We start from the raw sequence: 26,302 nt of genomic DNA, 5'->3' as shown, positions 1-26,302 counted from the left end.
ACGCACCAGGACCCCGCTTGGAAGGGGGCCACGGTGATCCACGTCCCGCACGCCCTGACCGCCGCCGAGGTCGAGCGCGCGCGCTCCGCCTGGGCCGGCTCCGGCCACCCCGTTCTCGACGCCGTACTGGAACTGGCGGGGCACGGCGGTGGTTTCGAAGGACTGACGGCCGGCCCGGCGTTCCTCGACGCCTACGAGAACGCCGATGAGATGGTCCGGGTCCTGGTCGACGCAGCCGTGGGCGCGCGGTCCCTGGGCTGTCGGGCGCCGTTGCCCGCCCGGGTGCTGGTGCATGCGGCCAGGGACTACCTGTCAGGCCCGGCAGACGGCGACATCGAGCTGCTCCAGGCCCTTGAGCGCGCCACCGCCCCTGTCGTGGGAGGCATTCCCTTGCTGGCAACGCACCTGGGCCGTGACGAGATGGTCTACTTCGCGCATGACGTGGCGCTGAACATGCTGGCCGTGCACCCGACCGCGCTCCGGCGGCCCTCGCTCCTGCGGGCGCTCGGCAACCATGCGTCCCGCCTCGACCTGGCGGCCGTGATCCAGTCCGCCCGGCAACTCGGACTCACGTTGCCGCAGTGGCCCACCAAGCGATTGGGACCACCCCCCAGCAGCTCGGCCGTGTGCCTGTGGGACCAGGACCGCCCGCTGTGCTCGGGCGTGCTGCTCGGTCCTGCACTTGTCACGGCACCGGCCGGCCCCTTGGGCGAGCCGGTGTCCCGGCTGCGGGTCTCCCGCGCGGGGGACCCGGCGGTCGCCCTGTACGAGGCGGGGATCGACTGGGTCGACGAGGTCACCGGACTGGCACTCGTCTCTGTGACGGACGTGCGCTGGCCGCAGGTCTCGAGCGACATCGCCGCTCTCAGCCGGACCGACCCGGTCCCGGGGCAGCGCTTTACCGTGGTGGGCCGGCCACCGGAGCCGTCCGTCGCGCCGGCGGCCTGCGATTTCCTCGACACCACGGTGGTCGCCCCCGACACCCTCAAGCCGCAGTCCTCGGCGCCCTGGACGACCCGCACGGTGACGGGGGCTCCCGTGCTCGACGAGCGCGGATACATCGCCGGGGTGGTCACGAGCGTCACGGACGCCGGCCTGACGCTGGTGACCGGCCGGCGGATCGACGCCGCGCGGGGGAGGGCGCCCCAGCAGCCGTCCCAGGACCGGCAACCCGAAGGGGAGTCCGTGGGACGGCGCGGCACCACGCAGTGGGGGGATGACGGACTTGACGACCGAATTCCTTTCCTGGCCCGGCTCGAACAGCAGGATCGAGCCGACCTGCTCGCCCTCGGCAGCGAAATCACCTACAACGCCCGTACTCCGCTTCTCCGTCAGCACGAACCGAGCAACCACATCCTGATCATCCTTTCGGGCTGGACCAAGGTGACCGCTGCCACCGCATCCGGCTACGAGGCCCTGCTGAGCCTGCGCGGGTCGGGCGACCTGGTGGGTGAGGAAGCGGTGCTCACCGGACGCCCCAGGAGCACGACGGTCACAGCGCTGGAACCGGTCAGGGCCAGGGCCGTGCCGGGCGAGCTGTTCATGGGCTTCCTGCAGCGGCATCCCGACGTGTCCTACCACCTGCTCGGACTCACGTCCGACCGGGCACAGGCGGCGGACCGCCGCCGTCTGGAGCTGGCCTCGATGTCCGTGCGTGAGCGCTTCGCCTCGCTGCTGCTGGACCTGGCGCGGACACACGGACGCCGTACGGAGGAAGGCATCGAGCTTGCCCTGCCCCTCACGACCCAGGAACTGGCCGGGTCCGTAGGCGCGAGCAGGGAGACGACGCAGCGGCTGCTCAGAGAACTGCGCGAGCGGAACATCGTGACAACCGGCCGGCGCCGCATCGAGGTTCTCCGCCCTGATCAGCTGCGGGCCCTGGCCGGGCCGGGGGGCAGCCCTGGTGGTTCTGTGAACGCCCTGTCCCCGTCCCGGGGTCGGGAGAGCGCCGGGAGCGGTCTCTCGAAGGGAATCCAGAAGGTCGAAGTCACCATCAAGTGGGACCCGAGTCCCGCAGGACAACCGCCCACCAACCTGGACCTCGTCGCGGCGGCTTACGCGGCGGGCGATCCGTATGGTGATCCGGTGTACGCGGTGCACTTCGGCAGCCGCTCCCCGGACAGCACGATGCACTTGAACCGGACCAGCAACGACGGCGCGGGCTTCGGATGGGATGAGGTGATGACCCTGGAGCTCGGCCGGCTCGCCGACCGGTATGCGCGCGTGGTGGTCGGCGTCGTCATCCAGCAGCGTCCCGTGCACCGCACCTTCGCCGGCGTGCTCAACCCGGCCCTGCGCATCCGCGAGGGATACACGGTCCTGGACGAGGACGACTTCAGCGGCGTCCTGGAGGCGACGGCGGTCACGGTCGCGGAGTTCGTGCGCGACGAATCGGGTTCATGGACTTTCCGCGCCGGTATCCGCGGCATCGAGGCTTTCGACGGCGGCACGGCTTCCTTCACGGCAGTGATGGGCAGGATGCGCGAACGCTGACGCCGCCGGTCGCCGGAGCCGAGGGGGCGGCCACGACCGCTGCCGACGGACTTCCGCAGTCAGCAAGGCAGCAGGCCGACTGCGTCGCCGTGGGCGGCCTTCGCCGCTGCCCGCCACTTGCCGTGTCTCTCCGATGCTGAGAGATGCTGAACGCCAGCGACTGCTGCCCGCGTGCTCTCGCGCACATGCTCCACGGCTTCGGATACGTCGTGGCAGACGAACAACTCTTCACGTGAGCCACCGGTGCCTACGCCGACTCCCGGATCGACTTGGTCCCAGGCCGACGCATCCGCGGCCATCGCGTCGCTGATCCCATGAACGGGGAAGGCGCCCTCAGTCACCGGCGTCTGCGGATGCCCTGTGAGGTGGGCGGCGTGTGACGGCACGGGCCGGGGCGGCCGGAGGACGGCGGTCGGACGACCCCCTGCCGCCCGGAGCGCTGTCCCTCGTGTGGTCAGGACTGCTCGCGGCAGTCCTCTTCGGTGCACTCGAGAGTGACGAGGGTCTGGTCGACCTGCTGGCTGGTCAGAGGAGGTTCGGGCAGTTCGTGGGCGCCCTCGGTGCGGAAGGCGTCGAGCATCAGGTGGAGGTGGCGGCGCCAGGCCTGGGGGGCGATGGTGCGTGTGGCCCGGATGATCCCGGCCTGGGACCAGATCACGAAGGCGATGTCCTGCGCGGTGACGTCGCCGCGCAGGACGCCCTGTTCCTGGGCGTTGCGCATGATCTGGATGCAGAGTTCCTTGGCGCGTTCGTACATCTCGCGGCCGGCCACGTGAAGGGGCAGCCGTGCCGAGACCAGGTCGTTGAAGGCGCGGTCGCAGGCCTGCAGCTGGCAGAGTTTCTCCAGGTAGCGGCAGAACCCCTCCCAGGCGTCGTCCATGGCCGCGGCTTCTTCCGCGGTGGTGAGCAGTTCCGTGTACTTCGCGTTGAAGAGTGTTTCGACCAGGTCGAGCCGGGTGGGGAAGTGGCGGTAGAGCGTGCCGATCGCGACGCCGGCCTCGCGGGCGACGCCCTCCAGGGACGCCCCGAGGCCCTGCTCGGAGAAGGCCGCGCGGGCGGCGGCCATGATCGCGTCCCTGTTGCGCTGTGCGTCACGGCGCAGGGGTTTCGCCGGTGTCTCCCTCGCGGACGGGGCGTGCTGGTGGCTCATGACTCGAGCGTAACATGAGGCCCCCCTCGAATTCGGGTGTTGTCATGTTTCCGATCGCAATCTTGCCCTTCTGACGTGCTGTGATGAGCCTCACTGCAAACATGAGGCACCCCTCGGGTACGGTGGCAGAGCCGAACGTGAGGCACCCCTCCGGATGACCTTGCGGCAAGCCGACTGACCCGGGATTTCCGGATCTCGGTTCACACAGAAGCGGCGGCCGCCAGTTCGGCGGAACCGCGGCAGTCTCGCAAGGGAAATGACCATGAACAGCATGACCAAGCGCGTCTCGATGGCACTCGCCTCCACGGCACTGGCCGGCGGAGCCCTTCTCGGAGCCGGCGGCTCGGCGTCGGCAGCCACGGCTTCGGTGCCCGTGCAGCACACGCAGTACGTGTCCGCCACCTCCGCGACCAGCAGCGAGCAAGCCGGCCGCCACACGGACGACGACCACCGTGGGCAGGACACCGTGCGCTACGTACGGACTGCGGACCACGAGGGCGAAGCGGTCTCGTGGCGCGGCGTCAGCGCCGCCCGCTGGTACCAGGACCAGGTCGACGAAGCGGCCTCGTGGCACGGTGTCAGCGCCGCCCGCTGGTACGAGGACCAGGTCATGTGGTCCCTGAACCACAGCTGACGCGGCCCGAGCCGCCCCACTCCGGAACGCCGGCGCCTGCCCACACAGCAACACGGCCGCACCCCGGCCGGCCAGGATCCCGGATCGCGCGCCCCACGGCGGTCCGCGCCCGCATGGAGACGAACGCCACACGCAAGGCGAAGGCACTCTGGCCCTCAGCGCCCGCCACGCCGACCACGGCCAGGCCCGCACCGACACATGAACCCCGTCGACCGCCTTTCTTGCCGATCGCTTCCCCACACGCCGTGACACCCCGCCGGACCGGGCAGGTCCACTCCACGCCGGGACAGTCACCCGACGCGAACGCCCAGAACACCACCCCAGGGCGATCGACCGGCCGGGCCGGATCCGGGGCCGCAGTGGTCACAGACGTGCCCGATGAGTCTGCCGACGACGTGCAGCCGTACGCATGGCCGGCAGTTCCTTGCTCCGGTTGCAGCGAGCCGGGGGAGCCCCGGACGCCGAAGCGGTCAGCAGGACTGCTCGCGCGGCCGGCCGGATCGTTCGCGGTGATCGGCTCGCCATCGTGCGGTGCCGACGGACTCCGGGCACGTCGAGGCGCGGGCGCGCCACGCGCCCGCGGTGACCGAACCGGTCCCGTCGGTCTTGCCGCGGACCACACGTCGATCTCCACCAGGCCCTCAGCGCGGCCGCCGAACTGCTCAGCGACCGTGCCCGGCCCCGCTACCGGGGCCTTTGTACGGAGAACTCGTTGCCGTCGGGGTCGAGCATCAGCACCCGGACGCCGTCGCCCGCGCCGATGCCGGTGCGCGTCGCACCGAGCGAGATCAGGCGCTCGACCTCCGCCTCCCCGTCGGCGTCGGCGGGGAGCGCCAGCTCCAAGTACAGCCTGTTCGTGCCTGTCTTCGGCGCCACCGGAGGACCACCCCAGGTGATCTTCGTACCGCCGTCCGGCGATTGGATCGCGGTCTCCTGGTCCTGGTCCCAGACCAGCGGCCACCGCAGCGCCTTGCTCCAGAAGTAGCCGACCTCCTGCGTACCGTCGCAGGCCAGCGCTCCGATGACACCGGTGTCGGCGAGGAACTTGTTGCCCGCCTCGATCACGCAGAACTCGTTGCCGTCCGGATCGGCGAGCACCACATGTCCTTCTTCCGGGAGTTGGCCCACGTCGATGTGTGTCCCGCCGAGTTCCAGTGCCCTGGCCACCGTCTGCTGCTGGTCCTCCGGGGAGGTGCTCGTCAGGTCGAAGTGTGCCCGGTTCTGGCCGGTCTTCGGCTCCTGGCTCGGCAGGAAACGGATGCGGAACCCGTCGGCATCAGGGGGCAGGATCGCGACGCCGTCGTCCGGACCGTCGGCCAACTCCCAGCCCAGGACCCCGGACCAGAAGCGCGCCAGGCCCGACGGCCGGGTCGCGTTGAAGCAGATCGCGAACAGTTGACTGGTCATACCCCGTGCATCTCCGATCCATCGACGGTCGACACGGCGACTCGCCCTCCGCGCGGGCGCAGCCTAGGGGCGGCCGTGCGGCACCCGCATCCGAGTTTCCGGCGCGGGCACGGCGGCGCAGGCGGTCAGATCCAGGTCGAGGCGGGCAGGGGCGCAGTGTTCTGAGGGGCCGACATCCGAGGTCAACTGGTCCTGCTGAACACGTCACAGGCCGCAGCGCGTTGCTTCCGCGATGCAGCACCCGCCGTCCTTTACTCGGTCGCTGCGGCGCGCTTCTTCTTCGTCTGTGCTCCCCGGTTCACCGCCGACGGGCGGGGGAACTGCGCACGGCGGAGAGCCGCGCCGGGCGGCCGGTGGATGAGGGCGGCCGGACGCGGGAGCACCTTCCGGACCGTGATGGCCGTCGAGGACCGGGCCGGTCTGGCATCCCGCGAGGTCTACGACCTGACGGTCGACGGTATCCACACGTTCTACGTCAGCACCGAAGGTGCCCACCCGCAGAACCTCCTCGTCCACAACTGCCAGGACCTCGTCGTCGACGAGGATGTCGAAGGGGCGCACACCATCGGCGACCACGGGACCCCGGACGACGACGTCATGGAGGCGAAGGCCCTCGACCCGAGAACCGGGGCATCGCCACGCGCTGGGCCAGTCTCGACATCGCCCGAGAGGCCGTCGACAAGGCCGTCACCCAGTGGCTCGAACACGATCCGGACCACCTGCAACAGCTCGTCAAATGGCAGAACGAGCAGGCGCAGAGAAAGGCCAAGGGGAAGCTGCTGAATCTCAAGAAGATCCGCTGGGAGGTGAGGGACGTCGAAACCAGGGGCGGACCGATAGGCTACAAGTGGGTCAAGGACGGAACTACCGCCGAAAAGAGCGCGGTGACCTCCAAGTGGGTCATCGTCCATCTGAAATACATCGGCAAGGGCAACCGCGCGCACCCTCTTGGCAAATGGGTCGTGTACACCTCCTATCTGGAAGGGTGACCGTGGCCCACGAGCATGAGAGCGATGTCGAGGACGATTTCGTCGAGGCCGAATTCATCGAAGACATCTACGTGACGGACCTCGGGCTGACCTGGCTGGCCTCTCGATGGGAGGTGCTGGAAGAGTTCTACAGGGAGCACTTCCCGTCCCGTGCCGTGGACCCCGGCCCCGTCACGGTGTGGCTCATGCTGGCGGACTCATCGGTCGACCAGTTCGACCGCTCCAAGGCCGCCCAACTGGGCCAGGACGTGCAGCGACTGCTGCGCTCACCGCTGCCGGACGAGACGATCCGTACGGTGTGGCTCGCCGCCACCCACGGCATCCTCGACCCGCACGAGCACGGCATGACGGCCCGTACCTGGCTGCGGCGGATCGAGGAGGCGTGGCTGGCCCGCGTGCACCAGGACGATCCGGCGTTCGCGCCTCCGCCACCACAGCCAGTGGTCGACGAGGAGCTGCGGCGGGCGGTGATCCAGGTGATCCACACGGTCGCGGAGCCATTGCGCCTCGCCTCGGAGCAGCCCCCGTACGGGGTTCCGGTGACCGGCCTGGTCCCCGCGCTGGAGCGGGTGGTCACCGAGGCGTGCGCCGACCTCGGCTACCGGCTCTTCCTGCGCGCGGTGAAGGCCTACTTCGTGCCGGTGCCGGCCGACGGGGAGACGTACGGCAGGTTCGTCGCTCTCGGTGAGCGGTTCGGCTACCCGTACTGGGTCGTGCGCGAAGGACTCAACGACCGCCGGACCGACTGACGCCGAGGTGTGGGGCGGGCGGACAGACTCCGCCCGCCCCACGCGGCACGTCGGGGGTCCGGCATCCACATGACGCACCCCCGCACGTCGGGGGCGGGCACCCACGTGACGCACCCCACCTCCCACGCAGGCCCGACTACGGTGGCGGACACCCCATGACCCCGACCACAGCAGGCCAGCGCGCTGGCGTACCTGGCCGACCTCCCGTGCGCCCGGGGTTCTTTGAGGAAGCCCTTCGGGAGGGTGCCTTCTTCGCGGGCTTGGCCGGCACCTTGGGCGCATCCGTCTCGCCGCGCGCCGCCCGGGCCTTGTGGACCGACTCCTGCAGCGTGGCCATCAGGTTCCACCAGCTGTCCCGGCAGGGCCGTCGGCTCGGGGGCCTCCGGCGGCGGGCGGTCTGCCTGCTTGGCCTCGATCACCGCGTGCAGGACTTCGGTGTACCGGTCGGTGAACTCGGGGCCGGTGAGGTCGTCGCGGGTCATGGCCTCGATCAGCGCCATGGCCTCGTCGATCTCGTCTTCGCCCAGGGTGACCGGAGGGGGGACCACAGCGGCCGGGACGAACGCGATCAGCTCGATGGCACGCGCCTTGGGCAGCGGCAGGGCCCGCAGCTCTTCGTCCGTGACCGGGACGACCCGGCCGTCCGGCAGTTCACAGCCGCGCCCGATCTCTGCGAATGTGACCTCGCGGTCCTCCGCCTCGCACCAGTGGTGGTTGCGCACCAGGCCGTGGTCGGCGGTGTGGATCTGGCGGAAGCGCGCGGCATGGTCTTCGGTCGCGCTCAGGACCGTGATCGGGACGCTGACGAGCCCGAATGAGATAGCGCCGTTGAAGATGCTCGCGGGCATGGCACACCTCCGGGGCCCGGAGCACTACCAGCTGTGGGATCTCAGATTGGCTCCGTGCTGGGAGTACGCATGAACCTTTCTGCCGTCACGATCAGTGTCCGTCGTAGAGATGGTGAAGTTGTTAAGGATCTGGGGTGGTCAGCTGCTTCGCTCGACCTGTTGCGCTCAGCCGCTCCGCGGCGGACGTTCCGCTGGGTGGCAGTCGCTGTGTGATCCGGTCGAACAAGTCCGTCAGCGGCTCGCCGACGTCCTGACCGAACTCGGTCAGCCCGTAGGTGACTTGGGGCGGCGTCGTCGGCTCGACCTCCCGCCAGACCAGGCCGTCCTGGACCAGTGCGCGCAGTGTCTGAGCGAGCATCTTCTCGCTGATGCCCTGGATGCTGTCACGCAGCTCGTAAAACCGAAGGTCGTTGCTCCGTAAGGAGATCAGCACCCAGATACCCCACCTGCTGGTCACGTGGTCGACCACGTCGCGCGCAGGGCAGTCGGTGTGAAACACCTCATACCGATTGCCCGCCTCGGCCTGCGTCAGCTGCGCGCCTTCCCCCATGTCCGGAGCTTACCTCTGGGTATGTTCTTACGGAAAGTAAGCCCGACTCCTAGCGTCAATTGCCGCAGTGCACAACGGACTAGGAGCTGAACATGATCGTGGTGACCGGGGCTACCGGGAATGTGGGCCGGCCTTTGACGCAGGCCTTGGCCGAAGCGGGCGAGCAGGTGACAGCGGTGTCGCGGCACGCGGCGGCGGTGCCGGACGGGGTCCGGCACGTGCCGGCTGACTTGGCCGAGCCGCAGGGTCTCACTCCCGCGTTGGACGGGGCGAAGGCGCTGTTCCTCCTGCTGTCCGGCGACCTGCACGCCCCCGAAGCCAGGCCGACCGACATCATCGACCTGGCCGCGGCCAGCGGGGTCGGCCGGGTCGTCCTGCTGTCTTCGCAGGGCGTGGCGACCAGGCCGCTCGGCCCGTCGCGGATCGCGATGCGCGCGGTGGAGGACGCGTTGAGAGAGTCCGGCCTGGACTGGGCCGTCCTGCGACCGGGCGGCTTCGCCTCCAACGCCTTGGCCTGGGCGGAGTCCGTCCGCACGCAAGGGATGGTCGCCGCACCCTTCGGCGACGTCGGGGTTCCGATCGTCGACCCGGCGGACATCGCCGAGGTCGCGGCGGCCTGTCTGCTGGACGACCGGCACACCGGCGGAGTCTTCGAGCTGACCGGGCCCGAGGTGATCACGCCGCGTCAGCAGACGGAAGCCGTCGCCGCCGCGCTCGGCTCGCCAGTGCGGTTCCACGAACTCACCCGCGAGGAGGCCAAGGCCGCAATGACCCAGTTCGTGCCGCCGGAACTCGCCGACGACACCCTGGACATCATCGCCGCCCCGAACCCCGCCGAACTACGGATCAGTTCGGACGTGGAACGAGTCCTCGGCCGCGCCCCGAGCCCCTTCAGCAACTGGGTCGCCCGTAGCATCGCCGCTTTCCGCTGAGGCACAACTCAGCTGAAGCGCCCGGGCAGCTTCGTGCGACTACGGCCGCACGGGGCGACCCCGCAGCGCCACCTCCCGCCACCAGCCAGAACGACGTTCACCGGATAACCGGAGGATGCCCTGGCCTTTAGGCCGGGGAGGAATCCGGCTTCCCGCGTAGCGGGGCAGGGGTAGCCGAGTCGCCGCCGGGCGATTCGGCGTCCACTGCGGAAGTGCCGAGGACGCCTTCCAGGGGGTAGATGAGATCGGCGTTGAGTGACCGCCGCTCGCGCTTGGCGTGGGCAGTCCGGCGGGCATGAAGTGCGGTGGGGATCCTGGCAGTTATGCGTATCCCGTCGTCCATGGTCGCTACGCTGGCACACCATGACGGCACCATTGGAAGTCGGGGAGGCCGGGCACGCCCGGTACACCTACCGGCTTCGGGTGTCATCCACCGCGCTCACGGCGCTGCTGGGCGAGTGGGACCGGTGCCGGTGGATCTGGAACGAATGCTGCGCCCGGTCCAAGAAGGCCCGCCGGGACGAGGAGAAGGCGGTCCGGCGCGGCTGGACAAGATGCTGACCGAGGCCCGCACCCGCAATGCGTGGCTGCGTGAGGGCAGCAGTGTTCCGCAGCAGCAGATCATCCGGGACTTCGGCAAGTCCCGTGCCAGGGCGTTGAAGGACATCAAGGACCGGCTGCCGATGCGGCAGCGGGCGGGGATGCCGAAGTACAAGAAGAAGTCCCTGGCCGACCCGAGCCTGAACTACAACCGCAACGGTTTCCGGCTCAAGGACGGGCGCCTGCACCTCGCGGGCGGCATCGGCGTGACGGTGGTGTGGTCGCGCGACCTTCCTGGCGACCCGTCGTCCGTGCGTGTCCACCGCGACAGCCTCGGCCACTGGTACGCCTCGTTCGTCGTGGCAGCCGAGGTCCAGCCGCTGCCGGAGACCGGCAACGTGCTGGGTATCGACTGGGGGGTGAAGCAGACCGCGACCACCACCAGCGACACCCACGACCTTCCTCACGTCGAGCACGGGCGGAAGGCCGCCGCGAAACTCACCGGGTATCAGCGGATGATGGCCCGCCGTAAGCCCAAGGCCGGGCAGGCCGCCTCCAAGGGCTACCGGACAGCGAAGAAGCTGACGGCGAAGCTGTACAAGAAGGTCGCCCGGCAGCGCCAGGACACCGGCCGAAAATGGGCCAAGCAGGTCGTCCGCGATCATGACACCATCGCCGTCGAAGACTTCCGCCCGAAGTTTCTCGCCAAGTCCACCATGGCCCGCAAGGCGGCCGACGCGGCGATCTCCGCCACCAAGGCGGAGCTGATCAACATGGCGCGTAAGCACGATCGGGACCTCCGGCTCGTGCGCCCCGCGCACACCACCATGGACTGCGCGCACTGCGGAGCGAGAGCCAAGCACGCACTGCCACTGTCGGAACGCACCTACACCTGCACCGCGTGCGGAATCTCATCCCCCAGGGACAAGAACTCCGCCCGCGTGATGCTCGTCCGGGCTGGTCTCAACCCGGCTAGTGCTGATCGTAGAAGACCTGACACCCCGCCGGGGCGGCAGGCAGCGTGAGCTAGGAATCCCCCTCGCTTACGAGGGGGAGGATTCAACGTCCACCCGATGCGACCGCGCGCGGTCAGTCGAGGATGCGGAACACCGGCCCGCTTCTACGCGGCTGGCCGGCGGTGCGAAGCGCACCGTCCGTAGCGCAGCAGCGAAACGCAGGTGGGGTTCACTGGCCGGGGGCCGCCGGGCCCATGCCGCCGACGGTGGAGGGCGACGACCGGCGCGGAACGTCGGGCGCACGGCTGCAAAAGTCGGCTTCTGGACGGGCCGGGGGCTGGCCGCAGTCGGTCTCGCGGCCGGGGACGTGGTGACCGAGCGGCAGGCCGAACTGCCGCTGGGGGAAGGCCGGCACCCGGACGCCGACCGGATCGGGCGCGAGCGCCTGGACGCGGGCAAGAGCCCGGCTGAGGCGCGGCGGGCGACGGTGCTGGGCAGGCCCGTCGAGCACAACCGGTCGGAGCGCACCGAGAAGGCGAAGGAACGGTCGCCCTGGCTGGCGGGACTGACGTCCCATGGATGGTGCCCGTCACGTTCGAGCTGGTGCAGGGCCCGGGCCGGAGCGCCGGCGGTGGTGTCGTGGCCGGCGATGAGCAGGGTCATGGTGCGGCTGCGGATCTGCTCGTCGCTCTGGACGGCTTCGCTGGGGTCCGTCGGCGGCCGGGTGAGGAACGGGGTGAATAACCTTGCGCAGACCCTAGGCGTACCGACTAGTCGGTACTAGCCTCTGGCCACGCTCTCGGAGCCGGGCGCAGCGCGCTCCCGTCGCCCCGACACCAACACCCGGTTTCCGTATCCCAGGAGGAACCGTATGTCCGCCACTCCGACGGCGTTCGACGCCGGCAGACCCACGCCCGATGGGCCCGCCGTGGACGCCCGCGGCCCGCTGGCCCGGCTGTACCGCCGCGACCTGGCGGACTACCCGCCCACCGGTCGCCGTATGGCGTATCTCGCGATTGTGGTCATCACCACCGTCGTCCTGTACTACATGCTGTACATCCAGTACGCGGTGGCGACGTCGATCATCACGCACTTCGACATGACGTACCGCTACTTCGTCTGGGTCTCGGTGATCGGCAACGCGATCGGGGCCTTCGCCTCGCTCGTGGCCGGTCTTGCGGACCGCTGGGGCCGGGCGAATCTGGTGGTCTACGGACTGCTGATCGCCGCGCTGCTGGTCTTCTTCGGGCTGCCGAACGCGGCGAACAAGACCGCCTATCTGGTGCTCTTCGCGCTCGTCAGCTTCGTCGAGGGCATCGTGCTGGTCGCCACCCCAGCCCTGATCAGGGACTTCTCCCCACAGCTCGGCCGGGCCACCGCGATGGGGTACTGGACGATGGGCCCGGTCATCGGCTCCCTGGTGGTCACCACCGTCACCAGCAACACCCTCGACAGCGCCACCTGGCAGGACGAGCTGCGCTATTCGGCAATCGCCGGGTTCGTCGTCTTCGTCGTCGCGATCTTCGCGCTGCGCGAGCTGTCCCCGGCGCTGCGCGACCAGACCATGGTGTCGCTGCGGGACCGGGCACTGGTCGAGGCACGCGCCAAGGGACTGGACACCGAGGCGGTGCGCCGCGGCGAGTGGCGGCAGATGATGCGCCTGGACGTGCTGGGCTCGGCCTTCGCCATCGCCGTGTTCCTGCTGCTGTACTACGCGGCGGTCGGCAACTTCGTCGTCTACTTCGCGACCACCTTCGGCTACAGCGAGCAGCGCACCAACGCGCTGGCCAACTGGTACTGGGGGGCGAACGCCATCGCCCTGGTCCTGGTCGGCCTGCTCTCGGACCGGCTGAAGGTACGCAAGCCCTTCATGATCGTCGGCGCGGTCGGCTCCGTCGTGGTGACCGCGATCTTCGCCACCCGCGCCACCCACCTGACGACCGACTACTACACCTTCGCCTGGCTGTTCATAGGCATCGGCGTCTTCAGCGGCATCGCCTACGCGCCCTGGATGGCGAGCTTCACCGAGACCGTGGAGAAGCACAACCCGGCGGCAACCGCGGCGGGCCTGGCGGTGTGGGGCTGGACGGTGCGCATCGTGGTCGCCGTCTCCGCGGCCTTCATCCCGGTGCTGGTGACTTCCGTGACCCCGCTCGTGGAGCACGGCGCCGAGGTCAAGGCCGCCTCGGTGCAGGCTGCGCCCGCGCTGGCCATCGTCAACGCGCACCCTCAGCTCTTCGCCGAGCTGAACAAGTACACCCCGACCACGGTGCCGCCCGCGCTGGGCGCCCGCGCCGTCAAGGAGGTCGGTGCGGAGGACCTGGGTGTCGTGCAGAAGGCGGCGCCGCAGCTGAAGCTGCTGCAGGAGTACGGCCCCGAGGTCCAGAAGGCGTCGAAGGACGGGCCCGGCGAGTGGCGCAACTGGTGGTGGATCTGCGTCGGCGGCCAGGTGCTCTTCCTGCCCTTCGTCTTCGTGATGGCAGGTCGCTGGAGCCCGAAGAAGGCGCGTGAGGACGCCGAGGCGCACCAGCTGGCGGTCGACCGCGAACTGGCCGCCCTCGCCGCCGCCGAGGAGTGACCGGACGCGGAGCCGGCCGGCCGTGAACGGGCCGGCCGTCTCCGCGGTCGCGTGCATCGGGGCAGCGAAGCCCCGCACCCCGGGTGGACGGCCCCTCGAACCGGCGCCGGTGGTGAACAACAGGGTGCCGGCCCCGGCCTGCTTCCCCCGCTGCCCGAACCCCCCACCGAGACCGCCTTTGTACCGGGCGATCCGCGTCGCACCGTCCGGCAGAGGCACCTGAGCCGCGGTCACGTGCTGCCGGAGCGGCCGGTGAGGATCAGCTCGACGCTGTAGGCGAAGCGGTCGTCGTAGTGGTCGGCGCTGAGGTGCTCGGCCGCCGCGGCCAGGGTCCGTTGAGACAGACCGCGAGTGTCCTTTGACAGCGAAGTTAGTCGGTTGCGATGCCCTGACCTTGAGCGACTAGGTTCGATGGCAAACGATCGCTCTCGGTGGGTGCCTCTCATGTTCCGTCTCAGTGATCTGGTCCGAAGCCGCGGCTGTGACCTGGGGCGACCAGAACGGTTGAGACACCTGGGTGGCCGAAAAAATCTCAGTTGATCTGGAACCTGGCGTCTGAATACTGGCTGTCGTCTCAGTTGATCTGGACTGCTTCCGTCGTTTCGAACTGGATTAGTGGAAGGGCCTGCGAGATTGACCATGCACGATGACCAAGTGGACGTGACCACCGACATCGTTGCGACCTTGATCCAAGAACAGTTCCCTCAGTGGAGCGGCAAGGCGATCCAACTCCTGTCGTCGACCGGGACGGTCCACTCCATCTTCCGCATCGGGGACGACCTCTCCGCGCGTTTCCCGCTGCGTCTGACCGATGCCGCGGAGGCGCAGGCGGTTCTGGAACGGGAAGCCCAGGCGAGCGCGGAGCTGGCACAGGTGTCTCGGTTCCCCGTTCCGGAACCCGTCGCCCTGGGAAAGCCTGGAGCGGGTTACCCCATGCCGTGGTCGATCCAGACATGGCTGCCGGGAACGGTCGCCTTCGATGCCGACCCGAGTGGGTCGGACGCTTTCGCCGAGGACCTTGCGGCCTTCATCGCAGCCCTGCGGGACGCCGAGACGCGGGGGCGGCGTTTCAGCGGCGAGAACCGTGGCGGCGTTCTCGCTCACCACGACGACTGGATGGCGAAGTGCTTCGAGGAGAGCAAGGGGCTGCTCGACGTGCCCCGGCTGCGCCAAGTGTGGAGGCACCTCCGGGAGTTGCCACGCACGGCTGCCGACGTGATGAGCCATGGTGACCTGATTCCCGGCAACGTACTGGTCGCGGGAGACCGGCTCAGCGGCGTACTCGACACCGGCGGCTTCGGCCCGGCCGACCCCGCGCTGGATCTGGTCAGTGCCTGGCACCTGTTGCAGCCAGGCCCGCGGGAAGTGCTCCGGCAGACACTGGCCTGTGACGATCTGGAGTGGGAGCGCGGCAAGGCATGGGCGTTCGAACAGGCCATGGGTGTTGTCTGGTACTACGTCGAGAGCAATCCGACGATGAGCAGAATGGGGCGCCGGACACTCGACCGCATTTTGGAGTCCGACTAGACGAATAAGTCCGATGTGTTCAGTGATCGAATGCGGTCAGGGATCGAAGGACTGGCTGCCCGGTCTTGTGGTTGCGCCAGATCGCGGCGGCCATGGCGAGGACGCGCTGGGCGACGCGGACGGTGACGCCCTCGAAGGTGCGGCCGCCGTGTTGTTCCAGGTCCAACTGGCCCTTGAGTGTGTCGTTTACGGACTCGATCAGCTGGCGCACCGACTTGAGGAGGGACTCGCCTTTGCGCTTCTTCTCCCGTTTGAACGAGGGCCGCAGTAGATCGATCCCGCGCATGGCCAGGTCGATCTCGAACTCCTTGGAGGCGAAGCCCTTGTCCGCGATCAGCAGCAGGCCGGGCCGGTCTGCCACCAGGTCTTCCTCGACGTCGAGCATGGCCTGGAGCACCTCGCGTTCGTCCAGCTTCGGGTTCGCGAGCGCCCAAACGATGGGCATCCCGGTCGGGGTGCAGACCAGGTACAGGCGAAGCCCCCAGAAGAACCGCGAGTGCGAGGCGCAGTACCCGTATCCGGCCCAGCCGGCCATCTCCGACCGCTTCACCGTCGGACGCGAACGCCCGCACTCCACGGGTGTCGAGTCCACGATCCAGTGGTTGTCAAACCAGAAGTCCGTGTCCACCGCGAGCATTCGTACTTGACCAAAGGCAACGCGGCCTTGAGACGTTTGTTGTACCCGGACTGCTGCGGCAGGTACGGGAACATCGCGGTGAGGTGCTTGCGGGCGTACCGCAGCCACCGGGCCTCGGAGTGGAAGCCGAGCAGCGCCTGGGCCACGGCGAGCGTGACCAGCTCGGCATCGCTCAACTGCGGTGGACAGCCCATCCATCGCTCCACCTCCAGCTCGTCATCGATCTTCGCGTACAGCGCCGTCAGCAGGGTGTCCAGATCGTTCGTCACACAACGATCATGGACACCCCGTTCACGTTCCCGGACGCACCGCCCTCTGATACCCCCGGGGCGGACTCAATGCCTGAGCAGCCACAGAACCCGGTCCCACGACAGCAGGTGGTACACGACCAGCGCACCGGCAAGGATCACGGCGAGAGTGCGGGATCCCGCCGCGTACAACGCCGCCGCACCGCCGAAGAACACAGTCAGCTCCAGCAGGAACCGCAGCGGTCCAGGTGTCGCAATCACCGTCCCCCCGGACCGGGATGCATCGTCTGGGGTGGCAAACACTCCCCACAGCACAGCCACGGCCAGCGGAACGGCTACAACGGAGACGTACCGCAGGGAAGCAGGCGCGGCAGCCCATGCCCAGAGCCCGAAGCACACCAGTGCCACCAGCTCAAACACGAACCTCACACCAAGAGCCAACGGGCGAAAGCCATACCCGAACGACATACGCGCAATTCCCTCCGTCGCAGCCCCTCCATGATCACAGACCGGCGAACGGGAAGACCAGACATCGGACTTGCTCGTCTAGGTTTGCTGGCAAGGAAGCCGAAACGACCGGGTTCGCTGTCAAACGCCTCGGTTGGATGACAGCGGACAGCGAGTCTCGTGCCTGTCGCCTCGCGTGTTGCCCCGTCTCACTGAACCTCGACCGATCTCATCGAACTTTGATCAGCGCAGCAGCAGAACAGCAAGGCGTGAGCGGCGAAAACAGGTCGACACCTTGTGCTGCGCCAGTCGATCATGAGCTCATGCCACTGATAGACACCCTCGCCCGAGTCGACGCAGACTTGGCCGCCGGCCGGGTGCCCATGGCACGCCAGCGTCTGCGCGGACTGGTTTCGTCCTTCCCCAACGACCTGCCGCTTCGCCGGCGCTTGGCTGAGGTGTACCGGCTGTACGACGAGCCTGCGGAAGCGGGTCGCTGGATGTACCTCGAAGAGGACCAAAAGGCCGACGAGACCTCCGCTTTCCAGGCGAGATACCAGACGCCCCAACAGCGCATGGGGGCACTTGCGTGGAGCGGACCCGAGTCGCTGGCCCGTTCCGCCTTTGCCGTGAAGCAACTGGCGGCGGTAAGGACGGCCTGCTCCGACGCCCTGGGGCGCCCCATCGACTGGGACACGGTGTCCTCGGCTCAGGACGACGAGCCGGGCTCCGGGAAAAGGTCGTTCACCGGCTCCCTGGCGGGGGTCGGATGCCTGGTGGTGCTCCTTGGGATGCTGGCGATCTGGGTGAACGGGCTCATCGCCCTCTTCAACTGACCCAGCCGGCGGAGACCTTCTGGCGCGCCGGTCAAGAATCGGTGAGACCCGTCAAGGTTCCCTGCGTTGTCTGCGGGACCGTGCGGGCCCTTCGTATGGCTGGCCCATCCAGGGGCGTCGGGTGTGGCTCTCAAGGTTCTGCCGCTTGTGGCTTCCGTTGATTGGCCGCCCGACGACGACTCGGCTGCCCATGAGGAATTGCGAATGATCGCTCCGTAGGGAAATCGACAGCGAGGTCGTCCGACGGGAGGAGAGCCGGACCGGCCGGTCGCCGGACACCTGGACGGCTGGGTGCAGGGCGCCGTCGGTCTGCGGCGGGGCCGGGGCGAGGAGGCCGACGAGTTCACTCGGGCCGACAAGAAGAAGCTCATCCTGAGTGGAGTGCGAGCTGTGATCCCGCAGCCTGCCGACCAGATCGCCAACCGCAAGCGCAAGGGTCGCGGCGGCGGGCGCCCGCCCAGATTCGACCGTGATGCCTACAAGCAGCGCAATACCGTCGAAAGTTGTATCAACCGCCTCAAACAATGGCGCGGCCTGGCCACTCGCTACGAGAAGACCGCCACGGTCTACCGCGCCGGTCTCCTCATCGCGGGCATCTTCCTTTGGTTCGCCCGCTGAAGAGCAGGCAGCTCACGGCCGGAGGCACTCTCCCTGCGGATCGAAGCAGAAGAGGCCGTGCTCGCGGGCCAGTGCAGCGGCGTATTCGGATACTTCCTCACCTTTGCTGTAGGACATGAGCAGGTACACGATCGGACCCGATGCCTCATCGATGACCGGGGGCGACGCCCCCACGACACTGTGGTCGACGTCGTCCGGGTATCGCGCGACGAGAGCTTCCACGTACGCCACGATGCGCGGCGCCGGAGGCACGACGACATCGTCCGACTCCAGATAGCGCTCGTAGAGCTCGTCATACATCGAGCTCGCAGCACGGTTGTCGAATGGACGGTCGCCGTCCCACACAGCAAGGTCGTAGCTCACAGGCGCATCGTCGCAGGCAACAGTTCCGTCGCCACCAGCAGGTCCTGAGATCTCTCTGTCAGTGATCCGTAAGAGAGGTCCAAGGAGGGGCATCAACAAGCCCTTGTCAGACCCCTGACTCAATCTCGGTCGCCACCGGGTGTGAGCGCACCACACAAGTGGGACCAGAGCCCCGGCTCCGCCTCAAACATCCCGAGGTTGCGATCGCCTGGGCTGACTCCGTCAAGAAGAACTGCACCCCCGCCAGGGCCGCACTGCTCGGCCGCCGGGTGAGGCTCCGCTCAGGAGCAGTTCCACTGGCGTGCCAGGGCGACGGGCGCGAACCGCGAGCAGCCATCGGTGGCCGGATAAGCGTCGGAGCCGACGAACCACCACCCGTTGCTGGGGGTGAACCGGAAGAACTGCAGGCCCGAGCCCTCGTCCTGGAGTTGGACCCGGTCGTCGCCTGTCGCGCCGGCACCAGCTTCGAAGCGCACGGCTGCATATAGCGTGGTGCCGCAGCTGCCGTAGTAGAAGTTGCCGGGCTTCGGCTGGATGTGGCTGGCCCCCTTGGCGTGCTCCCAGGTTCGGGTCACTGCAGACTTCACGTCGGCGTGGACCGCCAGGTTCTTACACGCGGCAGAGACTGCAGCGGCGGCGCTCGGCGTTGCCGTCGGCCGGGAGGCGCCGGCTATCGCTTTGGCGGTGGGGGCCGGAGAGGTGCTCGCCACCGCGGTCGGGCTGACGGATGCCGTCACTGTCTGCGAGTCCGTCGGTGTGGGCGAGGCCGAGGACGTTGCGGATCCCGACGCACTGCGGGCAGCCGTAGCCGCGGCGCTCGCACTCGCTGCCGAGCCGGAACCGTCGTTGCAGGCCGCCAGGCCCGAACAGGCTGTGAGTGCCAGTGCGGCGGTGGCCGCGGCCCGTCCGTAGCCGAAGGTCATGAGTCCCCCACTCCCGACGCGATCTCTCGCGCTCCCGCTTCTCGCCGCAGACTATAGCCCCGGGCCTCGCCCACGGTTTGCCTCGGACCGCATGAGGACGTGCCTCACGTGTCTCAACGACCGAGACCATCGCTGAACTGCGCAGATGTCCGGCGACCACTAGGTATCGGCGGCTCCCGGCGACATCAACAGTCTTGCGCTGCCCACGACGTCGTGTACGCAGCGGCACGCTCCACACAACGAGAGCCAGAGCCCGTTCTCGTGAACAAAGCCACTCATCGAATCAGCACAGACCCGGTGGCGGGCCGTCAATCGACGGCGCTGGCTGGACTGGCGCGGGGTGCGTTTGGCGGTGCGGCTGACGATGGCCGTCTCGACGTGGGTGATGCCCAGGCCGACCATGTCGCGGGAGAGGAAGCCGTCTTTCGCCGCGTAGGCGACCGCCCTTCACGACCACGCACGTCGACAGCCCCGGCCGGGTTCCGTCCCGGCCGGGGCTGCTTGCGTATCGATCACGCGGGCATCGTGGTGCGCGGGACGTCGGCGGGGGAGAGGCCGGCGCGGGCGCGGTGCCAGCGTGCGGGGTGGCGCCACCGACCGGCAGCGTCGCGGGCGACTCCGACTTCCTCTCGGCGACGACCTCAGGCCGTCTGGCGTGGATCGTGACGTCGCTGCCGGCGTCGGCGAACACCTTCGCCAGCGTCGTCCCCCACGACCCTGCGGAGAGCACCGCAACCCGAGCCACCCGACACCCCATCCACCTCGCGAGCCCTGACCCCGGTGACCCTGTCCGCCACCCGAAGGCCTCCTCAGCGTCACGGCCAAGGCCTCGCGCGTCGCCAACCGGGGCAGGACCAGTCCGGCCTCCCGCGCCGCCTGGTCATCACCGAACTCCCGGCGCGGCTCCGCTTCGTGAGGCTGCCACAGCCGGTAGAGGCACCTCCACATCGCCGGTTCGTCCGGCCGCTCGTCGATGTACTCCACCGTGAGCCCGGCCGCGCGCGCTCCCACGTTGCCTATGGCGCTCAGGTTCCGAACGGACGTCGCGGTGGTTCAAGTGCGAGCTGTGTCGGTTTTCCTAAGCTTCGACGGCAGAGGGAACACCCGGGCTGTTCCTGGACGGGTAAACATCAAAGACGAGAAGCTCGTGAACCAAGAGAATTCCGGCCGCGTGGCCGTCATCGCAGGTACCGGCGCCGACATGGACAGCCCCAACGGGGTGATCGGCCGTGTGCGGATCGGGCGTGCCCAGGGCCGCCGGATCAAGGTGATCGTTTGTCACCGGGTCACCTCGGTGTTCGTCAGCACCAACAACGCCCAGACCAGCAGGGGCGCGTGGCGGGCCACCATCCGGACAGCCGCGCTCCACTGGAGCCCGCTCGCTGCTGATCAGCCGGTTCCACGCCTTCTGCGCACCGAGCCCGGACGCGGCTGGGCGACCCATAGGTCTGACGCAAAGACAGCCATCCTCACTTTTAGACCCCTTTAGTACAAAAGCGTAATCAGCTCCTTGATCGTCGAGGAGCTGATTTTCTGAAATCCGGTGGTCGGACAAGGCTGCCGTGGAAAGCGGAGACATGATGGGCAAGAGTCCTTATGACTATGTCGTGGTGGGAGCGGGGACAGCGGGATGCGTGATTGCCTCCCGACTTTCGGAACGCCCCGGTGTGAGGGTGTTGCTGCTGGAGGCCGGAGCCCGGGACGCAACCGAGACGATGGCATCTCCTTGGGGCTTCCTGGGGTTCGACCCGTCATCCCTCTGGCTGGGCGCCTCGACCGTGCAGGCCGGTACAGGCAGGGCCGCTGACGTGCTGCGCGGCAAAGCGCTCGGGGGATCGTCGAGCATCAACGGCCTCTACCACCTGCGGGGGCACCGCTCCGGTTACGACGAATGGCCCGGCCTCGGTGCTCAGGGCTGGGGTTTCGACGATCTGCTGCCCTATTTCCGCCGCAGCGAGAGCGCTCGCAGCCGTGATGCCTCCGTGCGGGGCACGGACGGGCCGGTCGTGGTCGCCCCGGTCCTGGAACCCCATCCCCTGGCCACGGCGGGCGTCGACGCCGCGGTGGAGGCTGGGTTCGCATGCGTCGATGACATCGGCGGCGGGCTGGAGATCGGGTTCGGGTGGAGTGACATGAATCTGCCCGGCGGTGCCCGCCAGAGCGCGGCCGACGCCTACATCCGTCCGTTCCTCGACCGGCCGAACCTGGACGTCGTCACGGACGCGACCGTGCAGCGGCTGCGCACCACCGCGGGCCGCTGCACCGGCGTCGAGTACACCATTGGTGGGGAGCACCTGTCCGTCGATGGCGCCGAGGTGGTACTGACCGCGGGGGCCATCGGTTCCGCACACCTCCTGATGCTGTCAGGGATCGGCCCGGCACAGCACCTTGAGGAACACGGTATCGACGTCGTCGCCGACCTGCCGGGAGTGGGCTCCCATCTGCAGGACCATCCGATGGCGGGCGTGGTGTACGAGGCCATCCAGCCCGTACCGTTCGTTCCTGCCAACCCGCCGGCCGAAATGATGGGCCTGCTGTACAGCGACCATGCCGCGGCCCGGCCGGACCTTCAGGTCTACATCGTCGCCGCACCGCTCCCGTCGGCATGGGGGCAGCCGCCAGCCAACGGCTACTCCATTGCTTTCTCCGCGATGGCTCCGCACAGCAGCGGCACCGTGCGCCTGGCGGACGCCGATCCCGGCAGCGCTCCCGTCGTCGACCCCGGCTACCTGAGCGACGACCGTGATCTGGAGGTCATGCGCAAGGGCTTGGCCCTGGCACGCCGCATCGGGGAGGCCGACGCGTTCGCCGACTGGCGCAAGCAGGAAGCGGTGCCGGGTTCCGGGACGAGCGGCGAATCCGTGGACGAGTTCATCCGCAAGGCCACCGGCCCCTACTTCCACTTCACCGGCACCTGCCGCATGGGAACCGACGCCGATGCCGTCGTCGACCCTGCGAACCTTCGCGTGCACGGGATAGCCGGACTGCGGGTCGCCGATGCCTCGGTGATGCCGTCCATTCCCTCGGCCAACACCAACGCGACCGTCTACGCCATCGCCGAACGGGCTGCCGAACTGATCGACTGAGCCTTCTTCAGCGCCCACGGCGCTTCCACAACGCGCTCATCCCCGACGCCTGGACCGCCGGCAGCTGGTCGGAGTCTTCGACCAGCTGCCGGCATCCTGCTTGCCGAGGCGGGCAGCAAGCACCACCCAATGGTGAGCCGCGGGGCGGTGGATCACCTCTCAGTCGCCGGGAAGCGCCGAGTTCCTGAAGTCCGAGGGCCACGCGGGCACCGCCGGCGAGGTCACCCAGATCCGCGCCCTCATCGGCAGCATCTCGCCCAGGTCACATGCCCAGGCCGCCCACAGCGCCGGCCTGCCTTGCCCGGGACACGAGTTGGCGGCATCCGCTGAACTGCGGTCGTACCTTTGGTCACGCGCTTTCGGCCGGCCCGTGGCCCGGCAGGTGCCTGTTCGGCGAGAGCGAGGCTGCTCCGGTCGAGCGGGCGTACTCGGTGGGAGTCTGACCGTAGTGGTTCTTGAAGGTCCGGGTGAAGTGGCTGCTGTCCGCGAACTGCCAGTGTGCGGCGAGTTCCGAGATACTCAGGCGACCTGACGGCGCGGTGAGGGCGAGCCGGGCCTCTTGCAGTCGCCGGTGGCGGATGTAGGTGGCCACCTGTTCTCCCACCGCGGCGAATGCCCGGTGCAGCGTACGGACGGAGATGTTGAGTTCACGCGCAAGCATCGCAGGAGAAAGTTCGGGATCAGCGAGCCGGCGGTCCGCGAGGTCCTTGGCTGCCTGGGTGAGCGCGGGAGCCAGCCGGGGTTCTACGTCGTCGAACCGGCCCTTCGCCACCGCCTTGGCCAGCTCGATCAGGGCGCCGTGGGTGGCTTCCACACCGGCTGGGCCGAGGTCGGCCACAGTTGTGTGGATCATGTCCGTGAGGGCCGTCAGCAGGCGTATCTCGGCCGAGTCCGCCGGCCCGGTGATGACCCGGTTCCCGAGCAGGGGTTTGAGCTCGCCGGGGGGCAGGACTAAGAACTTCGCCGTGAGGTGCGCCGACGTTTCGAAGGCCGTCAGGCGCCCGACGTGCCGGACGAGGAACTGCCCGGCCGATACGGTCTGCTCGCCGCGACCGGGCGGCCCGCCCAGCGTCCATGCGCCGCGCTGCACTACGTACATGGCCACCAGATCCTGATCGCCGCCTGGGGCGTCCGCGGTCCGGGTTGCCGACGCGGCGTGAAGATCGGCGATCGCCGCGCCGTGCACCTTGGCCACGTTGCCCTTGACCCGGAAGTCACCGATCGTGTCCGGGCTGAAGGCCGGCAGTTGGAAGACATCGTCGCCGATCTGCGTCTGCCACCCGCGCCGGAAGGCGTCGAGTCCCCACGGTGCGGCGTCCGGGGCGGTCGAGTCCACTGCGAGCACCCCGCGCGCGCCGTCGACCCCCGCTCCAGTACTGTGCATGACTCTCTGATCCCCTCACCGTCATTGCTTCAACGCCATCCTGTGGTGCTCGTGTTCCGCAGTACGTCGCCATGGCTCATGTGGGCACCGTGCCAATCTTCCTACAGACGACCCGCTTGGCAGCGGTCGAGGGGCAGAGCTGATGCGCTCTGATTCGGCGAGATGAGCTGATCGCCTGCGTACGTGCCGCCGTGGTCGGTTCGCCCAGTTCGGCAACGAGAGACGCGACCCCTGATGAGCAAGCTTCTCGAAACTGCGCGGACACCGATTCCCCTGCCCGGAACCGTCACAGCTCACCTGCCTGGCGGACGTGTTGGGCCGGATACCCCGGTCCCCGCCGGGTCCGGGGCCGCCGCTACCGCCTAATCCGTAGTTGAGGACGTGCCGATGGAGCGGATGCTGCTCGGGATGTTCGAGCACGGGGCTGCGATGCCTCCGGCCAGGAGATGGAGACAGCGGCAGCGTGACATCCGATCAGCGGGACCGAATGCGCTGTCAGTATCGGGTGACATGCTCTGCCATCATGAACAAACAGCAGTTCTGGCAGCTCATCGCGGCAGCACGCAACCAGGCGCTCGACCCGAATGAGAGCGGGACGGTCGCTCGCGAGGCAACCTCACTGCTTGCCACCCGTCCGGCCGAGGAGATCGTCGCCGCCCAGCAGGTGTTGTGGGACCTGATGGCCGACTCCTACACGAACCCTTTGTGGGCCGCTGCCTACGTCATCAACGGCGGCTGCTCCGACGACGGCTTCGACTACTTCCGCGGTTGGCTGATCGCACAGGGGTGTGAGGTCTTCGAGCGCATAGTCTCTGAGCCTGACGCCCTCGCACAACTGCCCATCGTGCAAGCCTCGGCGGCCGACGGCCTGGACCTGGACGGTGAGGAAGTGCTGAGCATCGCCTGGAACGCCCACAACATGGCGACTGGTGAGCAGCTCCCTGCCGACGCATTGACGATCCGATACCCGGAGCTAGACCCTGCCTGGGACTTCGACTTCGACGACCGAGGAGAGATGACCCGCCGCCTGCCACGCTTGGCCGCTCTCCATCTGGAGTAAGTCACCTGGTCGGTCACCAAACGGTGTTCGAAGGTCTCATCCCGACGACTTGACGAGTGAGCAACGTGAGGTGTCTGGGCTCCCTGCCCGCGCTGTGCATGGTCGCCGTCCTCGGCGGAGCCACGTCCCTGGCGGCCATCGCCCGCTTCGCCGCCGATACCGACTCCGACCTGCGCGGACAACTCGGACTGACCTCCAGCACGCCGAACGCCTCCACGCTGGGACGACTTCTGGCCCGCTTGGACGGCGACGCCCTGGACGACGCCGTGGGCGCCTGGCTCGCCCGGTACGCCGCCACCGGTCGACGAACCCGGTGACACCCTGGTCGGTCTGGCCGTCGACGGCAAGACCGTGCGAGGACCCCGCACCGACGGCGCAGCCGTCCACCTGCTCGCCTCCGCACTCCACGCCTGCCGGACCGTGATCGCCCAGCGCCAGATCGCCGCGAACGCGGGGGACTCACGGTCCAGCGCCGACATCAACACCATCGGGAGACCGGCAACTGCCCGCCGGTCCAGCATCAGTGAGCCGCGCCGACCCGGGGCACGTCCAGGACCTGTCCGGCCGATCGCGCACACACGCGGGGTGTGGCACGCACAGCTGCGACTTGTCGTCGGCCACCTGCCTGGACGCGGCGGGACTGTCACACCTCCCTGCCATGCTGTGACCCATGACAGCAGCCAAGGATTCGCCCGCTTCCGCCACCCCAACGGCCACCATGGACGCCCTGTTATGGCGGTGGGTGGATCACGTCAATCGGAACGGTGAGAAGGGAATGACGCGGCCGGAATGGTTCGCGTGCGTCGGAGAGTTGGAACTCGCGGAGTACGTCACCTGGTACGGGATGGCGACCACCGGTCGATGGGGTCATGGCGGCCTGCTCTCCGACCCCAGCAGGGCTCCGGTGTACGCGGGCTTCTACTGGTCTCAGGTGGGCGACGAACCGGCGGTGGCCCGGGTCAGCATGGTCGTCCTGCCGCTGGCGGATCCCGCCCGGATCGTCGCGGCCGACTGGACCGACGGATACAACGGCTACGAACCGGCGGCGCTGGACGGATACGCCGTCCTGTGCGGCGATCCGTTCGATCCGCTGCACGTCGACGGCCGCGATGCCGAGGCCGATCTCCGCGAGGCCGAGCGGATCATCGCGGCCGGCGACGGCCAGGGCCGCCGGGTCAACTACGCCGAGATCGTCACCGATCCGGACCGCGGTGGCAACGCCCTGTTCTTCCCGGTCAATGAGGAGGAACGAGACGGCTACGAGGCACTGGAGGAGGACGGAACGGTCGTCTGCCTCGCCTTCATCGCCTACGACTTCGCCTACTAGCGTGATGCGCCTGCAAATTC

At 68.5% G+C, this 26,302-nt stretch carries 26 protein-coding genes and 3 pseudogenes; 19 read left to right on the top strand and 10 right to left on the bottom strand.

Annotation, left to right across the window (positions count from 1 at the left end):
- Positions 1 to 1,185: 1,185 nt before the first annotated feature.
- A pseudogene (locus OG798_RS00880) lies at positions 1,186 to 1,893 on the top strand (Crp/Fnr family transcriptional regulator); the annotation flags it as partial.
- Between the two features lie 27 nt (positions 1,894 to 1,920).
- Positions 1,921 to 2,493 (top strand): TerD family protein, encoded by a 573-nt coding sequence (locus tag OG798_RS00875; protein ID WP_328759959.1) that lies wholly within the window; start codon positions 1,921 to 1,923, stop codon positions 2,491 to 2,493.
- A 454-nt stretch (positions 2,494 to 2,947) separates the two neighbouring features.
- Here the strand turns inward: OG798_RS00875 and OG798_RS00870 are convergent, their stop codons facing one another.
- On the bottom strand, positions 2,948 to 3,643 hold the full coding sequence (locus OG798_RS00870; protein ID WP_328755874.1) for a TetR/AcrR family transcriptional regulator: 696 nt from the start codon (positions 3,641 to 3,643) through the stop codon (positions 2,948 to 2,950).
- 262 nt (positions 3,644 to 3,905) lie between these two features.
- On the opposite strand from OG798_RS00870, the gene OG798_RS00865 reads away from it, so the two are divergent.
- Complete coding sequence (locus OG798_RS00865; protein ID WP_328755872.1) at positions 3,906 to 4,277, top strand: hypothetical protein; 372 nt, start codon at positions 3,906 to 3,908, stop codon at positions 4,275 to 4,277.
- 684 nt (positions 4,278 to 4,961) lie between these two features.
- Here the strand turns inward: OG798_RS00865 and OG798_RS00860 are convergent.
- Positions 4,962 to 5,684: a VOC family protein gene (locus OG798_RS00860; RefSeq protein ID WP_328755870.1), complete on the bottom strand. Its 723-nt coding sequence runs from the start codon at positions 5,682 to 5,684 to the stop codon at positions 4,962 to 4,964.
- Positions 5,685 to 6,077: 393 nt separating this feature from the next.
- Here OG798_RS00860 and OG798_RS00855 point away from each other — a divergent pair, with 393 nt between their 5' ends.
- The 3 genes from OG798_RS00855 to OG798_RS00845 are packed head-to-tail and all read left to right on the top strand — an operon-like array spanning position 6,078 to position 7,422.
- Complete coding sequence (locus tag OG798_RS00855; protein ID WP_328755869.1) at positions 6,078 to 6,467, top strand: hypothetical protein; 390 nt, start codon at positions 6,078 to 6,080, stop codon at positions 6,465 to 6,467.
- A gap of 23 nt (positions 6,468 to 6,490) precedes the next feature.
- On the top strand, positions 6,491 to 6,673 hold the full coding sequence (locus OG798_RS00850; RefSeq protein WP_328755867.1) for a hypothetical protein: 183 nt from the start codon (positions 6,491 to 6,493) through the stop codon (positions 6,671 to 6,673).
- Between the two features lie 2 nt (positions 6,674 to 6,675).
- Positions 6,676 to 7,422: a hypothetical protein gene (locus tag OG798_RS00845; RefSeq protein ID WP_328755866.1), complete on the top strand. Its 747-nt coding sequence runs from the start codon at positions 6,676 to 6,678 to the stop codon at positions 7,420 to 7,422.
- Here the strand turns inward: OG798_RS00845 and OG798_RS00840 are convergent.
- Both OG798_RS00840 and OG798_RS00835 read right to left on the bottom strand, forming a co-directional pair.
- Positions 7,371 to 8,270 carry a Ku protein gene (locus OG798_RS00840; protein WP_328755865.1) on the bottom strand — a complete coding sequence of 300 codons (900 nt, stop codon included), beginning with the start codon at positions 8,268 to 8,270 and terminating at the stop codon, positions 7,371 to 7,373. The two genes, OG798_RS00845 and OG798_RS00840, sit on opposite strands and share 52 nt — an antisense overlap.
- A 121-nt stretch (positions 8,271 to 8,391) precedes the next feature.
- On the bottom strand, positions 8,392 to 8,820 hold the full coding sequence (locus OG798_RS00835) for a winged helix-turn-helix transcriptional regulator (RefSeq protein WP_328755863.1): 429 nt from the start codon (positions 8,818 to 8,820) through the stop codon (positions 8,392 to 8,394).
- A 92-nt stretch (positions 8,821 to 8,912) separates the two neighbouring features.
- Between OG798_RS00835 and OG798_RS00830 the strand changes: the two genes are divergently transcribed.
- The 5 genes and pseudogenes from OG798_RS00830 (at position 8,913) to OG798_RS00810 (ending at position 15,353) form a co-directional block, all read left to right on the top strand.
- On the top strand, positions 8,913 to 9,752 hold the full coding sequence (locus OG798_RS00830) for an SDR family oxidoreductase (RefSeq protein WP_328755861.1): 840 nt from the start codon (positions 8,913 to 8,915) through the stop codon (positions 9,750 to 9,752).
- A 363-nt stretch (positions 9,753 to 10,115) separates the two neighbouring features.
- Positions 10,116 to 11,317: pseudogene (locus tag OG798_RS00825) on the top strand (RNA-guided endonuclease InsQ/TnpB family protein).
- Positions 11,318 to 11,618: 301 nt separating this feature from the next.
- Complete coding sequence (locus OG798_RS56340) at positions 11,619 to 12,032, top strand: hypothetical protein (RefSeq protein ID WP_443053686.1); 414 nt, start codon at positions 11,619 to 11,621, stop codon at positions 12,030 to 12,032.
- A gap of 87 nt (positions 12,033 to 12,119) precedes the next feature.
- Positions 12,120 to 13,826: an MFS transporter gene (locus tag OG798_RS00815; RefSeq protein ID WP_095849821.1), complete on the top strand. Its 1,707-nt coding sequence runs from the start codon at positions 12,120 to 12,122 to the stop codon at positions 13,824 to 13,826.
- A gap of 639 nt (positions 13,827 to 14,465) precedes the next feature.
- The gene (locus OG798_RS00810) at positions 14,466 to 15,353 is read left to right on the top strand and encodes an aminoglycoside phosphotransferase family protein (protein WP_328755860.1); all 888 of its coding nucleotides are present in this window, start codon (positions 14,466 to 14,468) and stop codon (positions 15,351 to 15,353) included.
- A 19-nt stretch (positions 15,354 to 15,372) separates the two neighbouring features.
- Here the strand turns inward: OG798_RS00810 and OG798_RS00805 are convergent.
- Both OG798_RS00805 and OG798_RS00800 read right to left on the bottom strand, forming a co-directional pair.
- Positions 15,373 to 16,259, bottom strand: a pseudogene (locus tag OG798_RS00805) (IS982 family transposase).
- Positions 16,260 to 16,325: 66 nt separating this feature from the next.
- Positions 16,326 to 16,706 (bottom strand): DUF2568 domain-containing protein, encoded by a 381-nt coding sequence (locus OG798_RS00800; protein WP_328755859.1) that lies wholly within the window; start codon positions 16,704 to 16,706, stop codon positions 16,326 to 16,328.
- A 302-nt stretch (positions 16,707 to 17,008) separates the two neighbouring features.
- Between OG798_RS00800 and OG798_RS00795 the strand changes: the two genes are divergently transcribed.
- Both OG798_RS00795 and OG798_RS00790 read left to right on the top strand, forming a co-directional pair.
- Complete coding sequence (locus OG798_RS00795; RefSeq protein ID WP_328755857.1) at positions 17,009 to 17,521, top strand: DUF6584 family protein; 513 nt, start codon at positions 17,009 to 17,011, stop codon at positions 17,519 to 17,521.
- Between the two features lie 291 nt (positions 17,522 to 17,812).
- Positions 17,813 to 18,139 (top strand): hypothetical protein, encoded by a 327-nt coding sequence (locus OG798_RS00790; protein WP_435864134.1) that lies wholly within the window; start codon positions 17,813 to 17,815, stop codon positions 18,137 to 18,139.
- Between the two features lie 12 nt (positions 18,140 to 18,151).
- Here OG798_RS00790 and OG798_RS00785 read toward each other — a convergent pair whose 3' ends face one another.
- Positions 18,152 to 18,502: a hypothetical protein gene (locus tag OG798_RS00785; RefSeq protein WP_328755855.1), complete on the bottom strand. Its 351-nt coding sequence runs from the start codon at positions 18,500 to 18,502 to the stop codon at positions 18,152 to 18,154.
- 281 nt (positions 18,503 to 18,783) lie between these two features.
- Entirely contained in the window at positions 18,784 to 19,077 is a 294-nt protein-coding gene (locus OG798_RS00780) for a hypothetical protein (RefSeq protein ID WP_328755854.1), read from the bottom strand.
- A 109-nt stretch (positions 19,078 to 19,186) separates the two neighbouring features.
- Here OG798_RS00780 and OG798_RS00775 point away from each other — a divergent pair, with 109 nt between their 5' ends.
- Positions 19,187 to 19,414, top strand: coding sequence for a hypothetical protein (locus OG798_RS00775; protein WP_328755853.1), 228 nt, complete (start codon positions 19,187 to 19,189; stop codon positions 19,412 to 19,414).
- Between the two features lie 294 nt (positions 19,415 to 19,708).
- Here OG798_RS00775 and OG798_RS56335 read toward each other — a convergent pair whose 3' ends face one another.
- Entirely contained in the window at positions 19,709 to 20,182 is a 474-nt protein-coding gene (locus tag OG798_RS56335; protein ID WP_435864132.1) for a hypothetical protein, read from the bottom strand.
- A 390-nt stretch (positions 20,183 to 20,572) separates the two neighbouring features.
- Between OG798_RS56335 and OG798_RS00765 the strand changes: the two genes are divergently transcribed.
- Both OG798_RS00765 and OG798_RS00760 read left to right on the top strand, forming a co-directional pair.
- Entirely contained in the window at positions 20,573 to 20,914 is a 342-nt protein-coding gene (locus OG798_RS00765; RefSeq protein ID WP_328755852.1) for a hypothetical protein, read from the top strand.
- Between the two features lie 91 nt (positions 20,915 to 21,005).
- Positions 21,006 to 22,511 carry a GMC family oxidoreductase gene (locus tag OG798_RS00760; RefSeq protein WP_328760220.1) on the top strand — a complete coding sequence of 502 codons (1,506 nt, stop codon included), beginning with the start codon at positions 21,006 to 21,008 and terminating at the stop codon, positions 22,509 to 22,511.
- Between the two features lie 349 nt (positions 22,512 to 22,860).
- Here OG798_RS00760 and OG798_RS00755 read toward each other — a convergent pair whose 3' ends face one another.
- Entirely contained in the window at positions 22,861 to 23,895 is a 1,035-nt protein-coding gene (locus OG798_RS00755; protein ID WP_328755851.1) for a helix-turn-helix domain-containing protein, read from the bottom strand.
- 523 nt (positions 23,896 to 24,418) lie between these two features.
- On the opposite strand from OG798_RS00755, the gene OG798_RS00750 reads away from it, so the two are divergent.
- From OG798_RS00750 to OG798_RS00740, 3 genes are all read left to right on the top strand, one after another.
- Positions 24,419 to 24,955 carry a DUF4240 domain-containing protein gene (locus tag OG798_RS00750; protein WP_121418137.1) on the top strand — a complete coding sequence of 179 codons (537 nt, stop codon included), beginning with the start codon at positions 24,419 to 24,421 and terminating at the stop codon, positions 24,953 to 24,955.
- Positions 24,956 to 25,011: 56 nt separating this feature from the next.
- Entirely contained in the window at positions 25,012 to 25,272 is a 261-nt protein-coding gene (locus OG798_RS00745; protein WP_328755849.1) for a transposase family protein, read from the top strand.
- Between the two features lie 458 nt (positions 25,273 to 25,730).
- Positions 25,731 to 26,282 carry a hypothetical protein gene (locus OG798_RS00740; protein ID WP_143669577.1) on the top strand — a complete coding sequence of 184 codons (552 nt, stop codon included), beginning with the start codon at positions 25,731 to 25,733 and terminating at the stop codon, positions 26,280 to 26,282.
- Positions 26,283 to 26,302 lie beyond the last annotated feature (20 nt).

The sequence above is a fragment of the Streptomyces sp. NBC_00271 genome (assembly GCF_036178845.1).
Classification (GTDB): domain Bacteria; phylum Actinomycetota; class Actinomycetes; order Streptomycetales; family Streptomycetaceae; genus Streptomyces.
The sequence above is the reverse complement of the archived record's forward strand: the minus strand, read 5'-3'. Positions and strand labels throughout refer to the sequence as shown.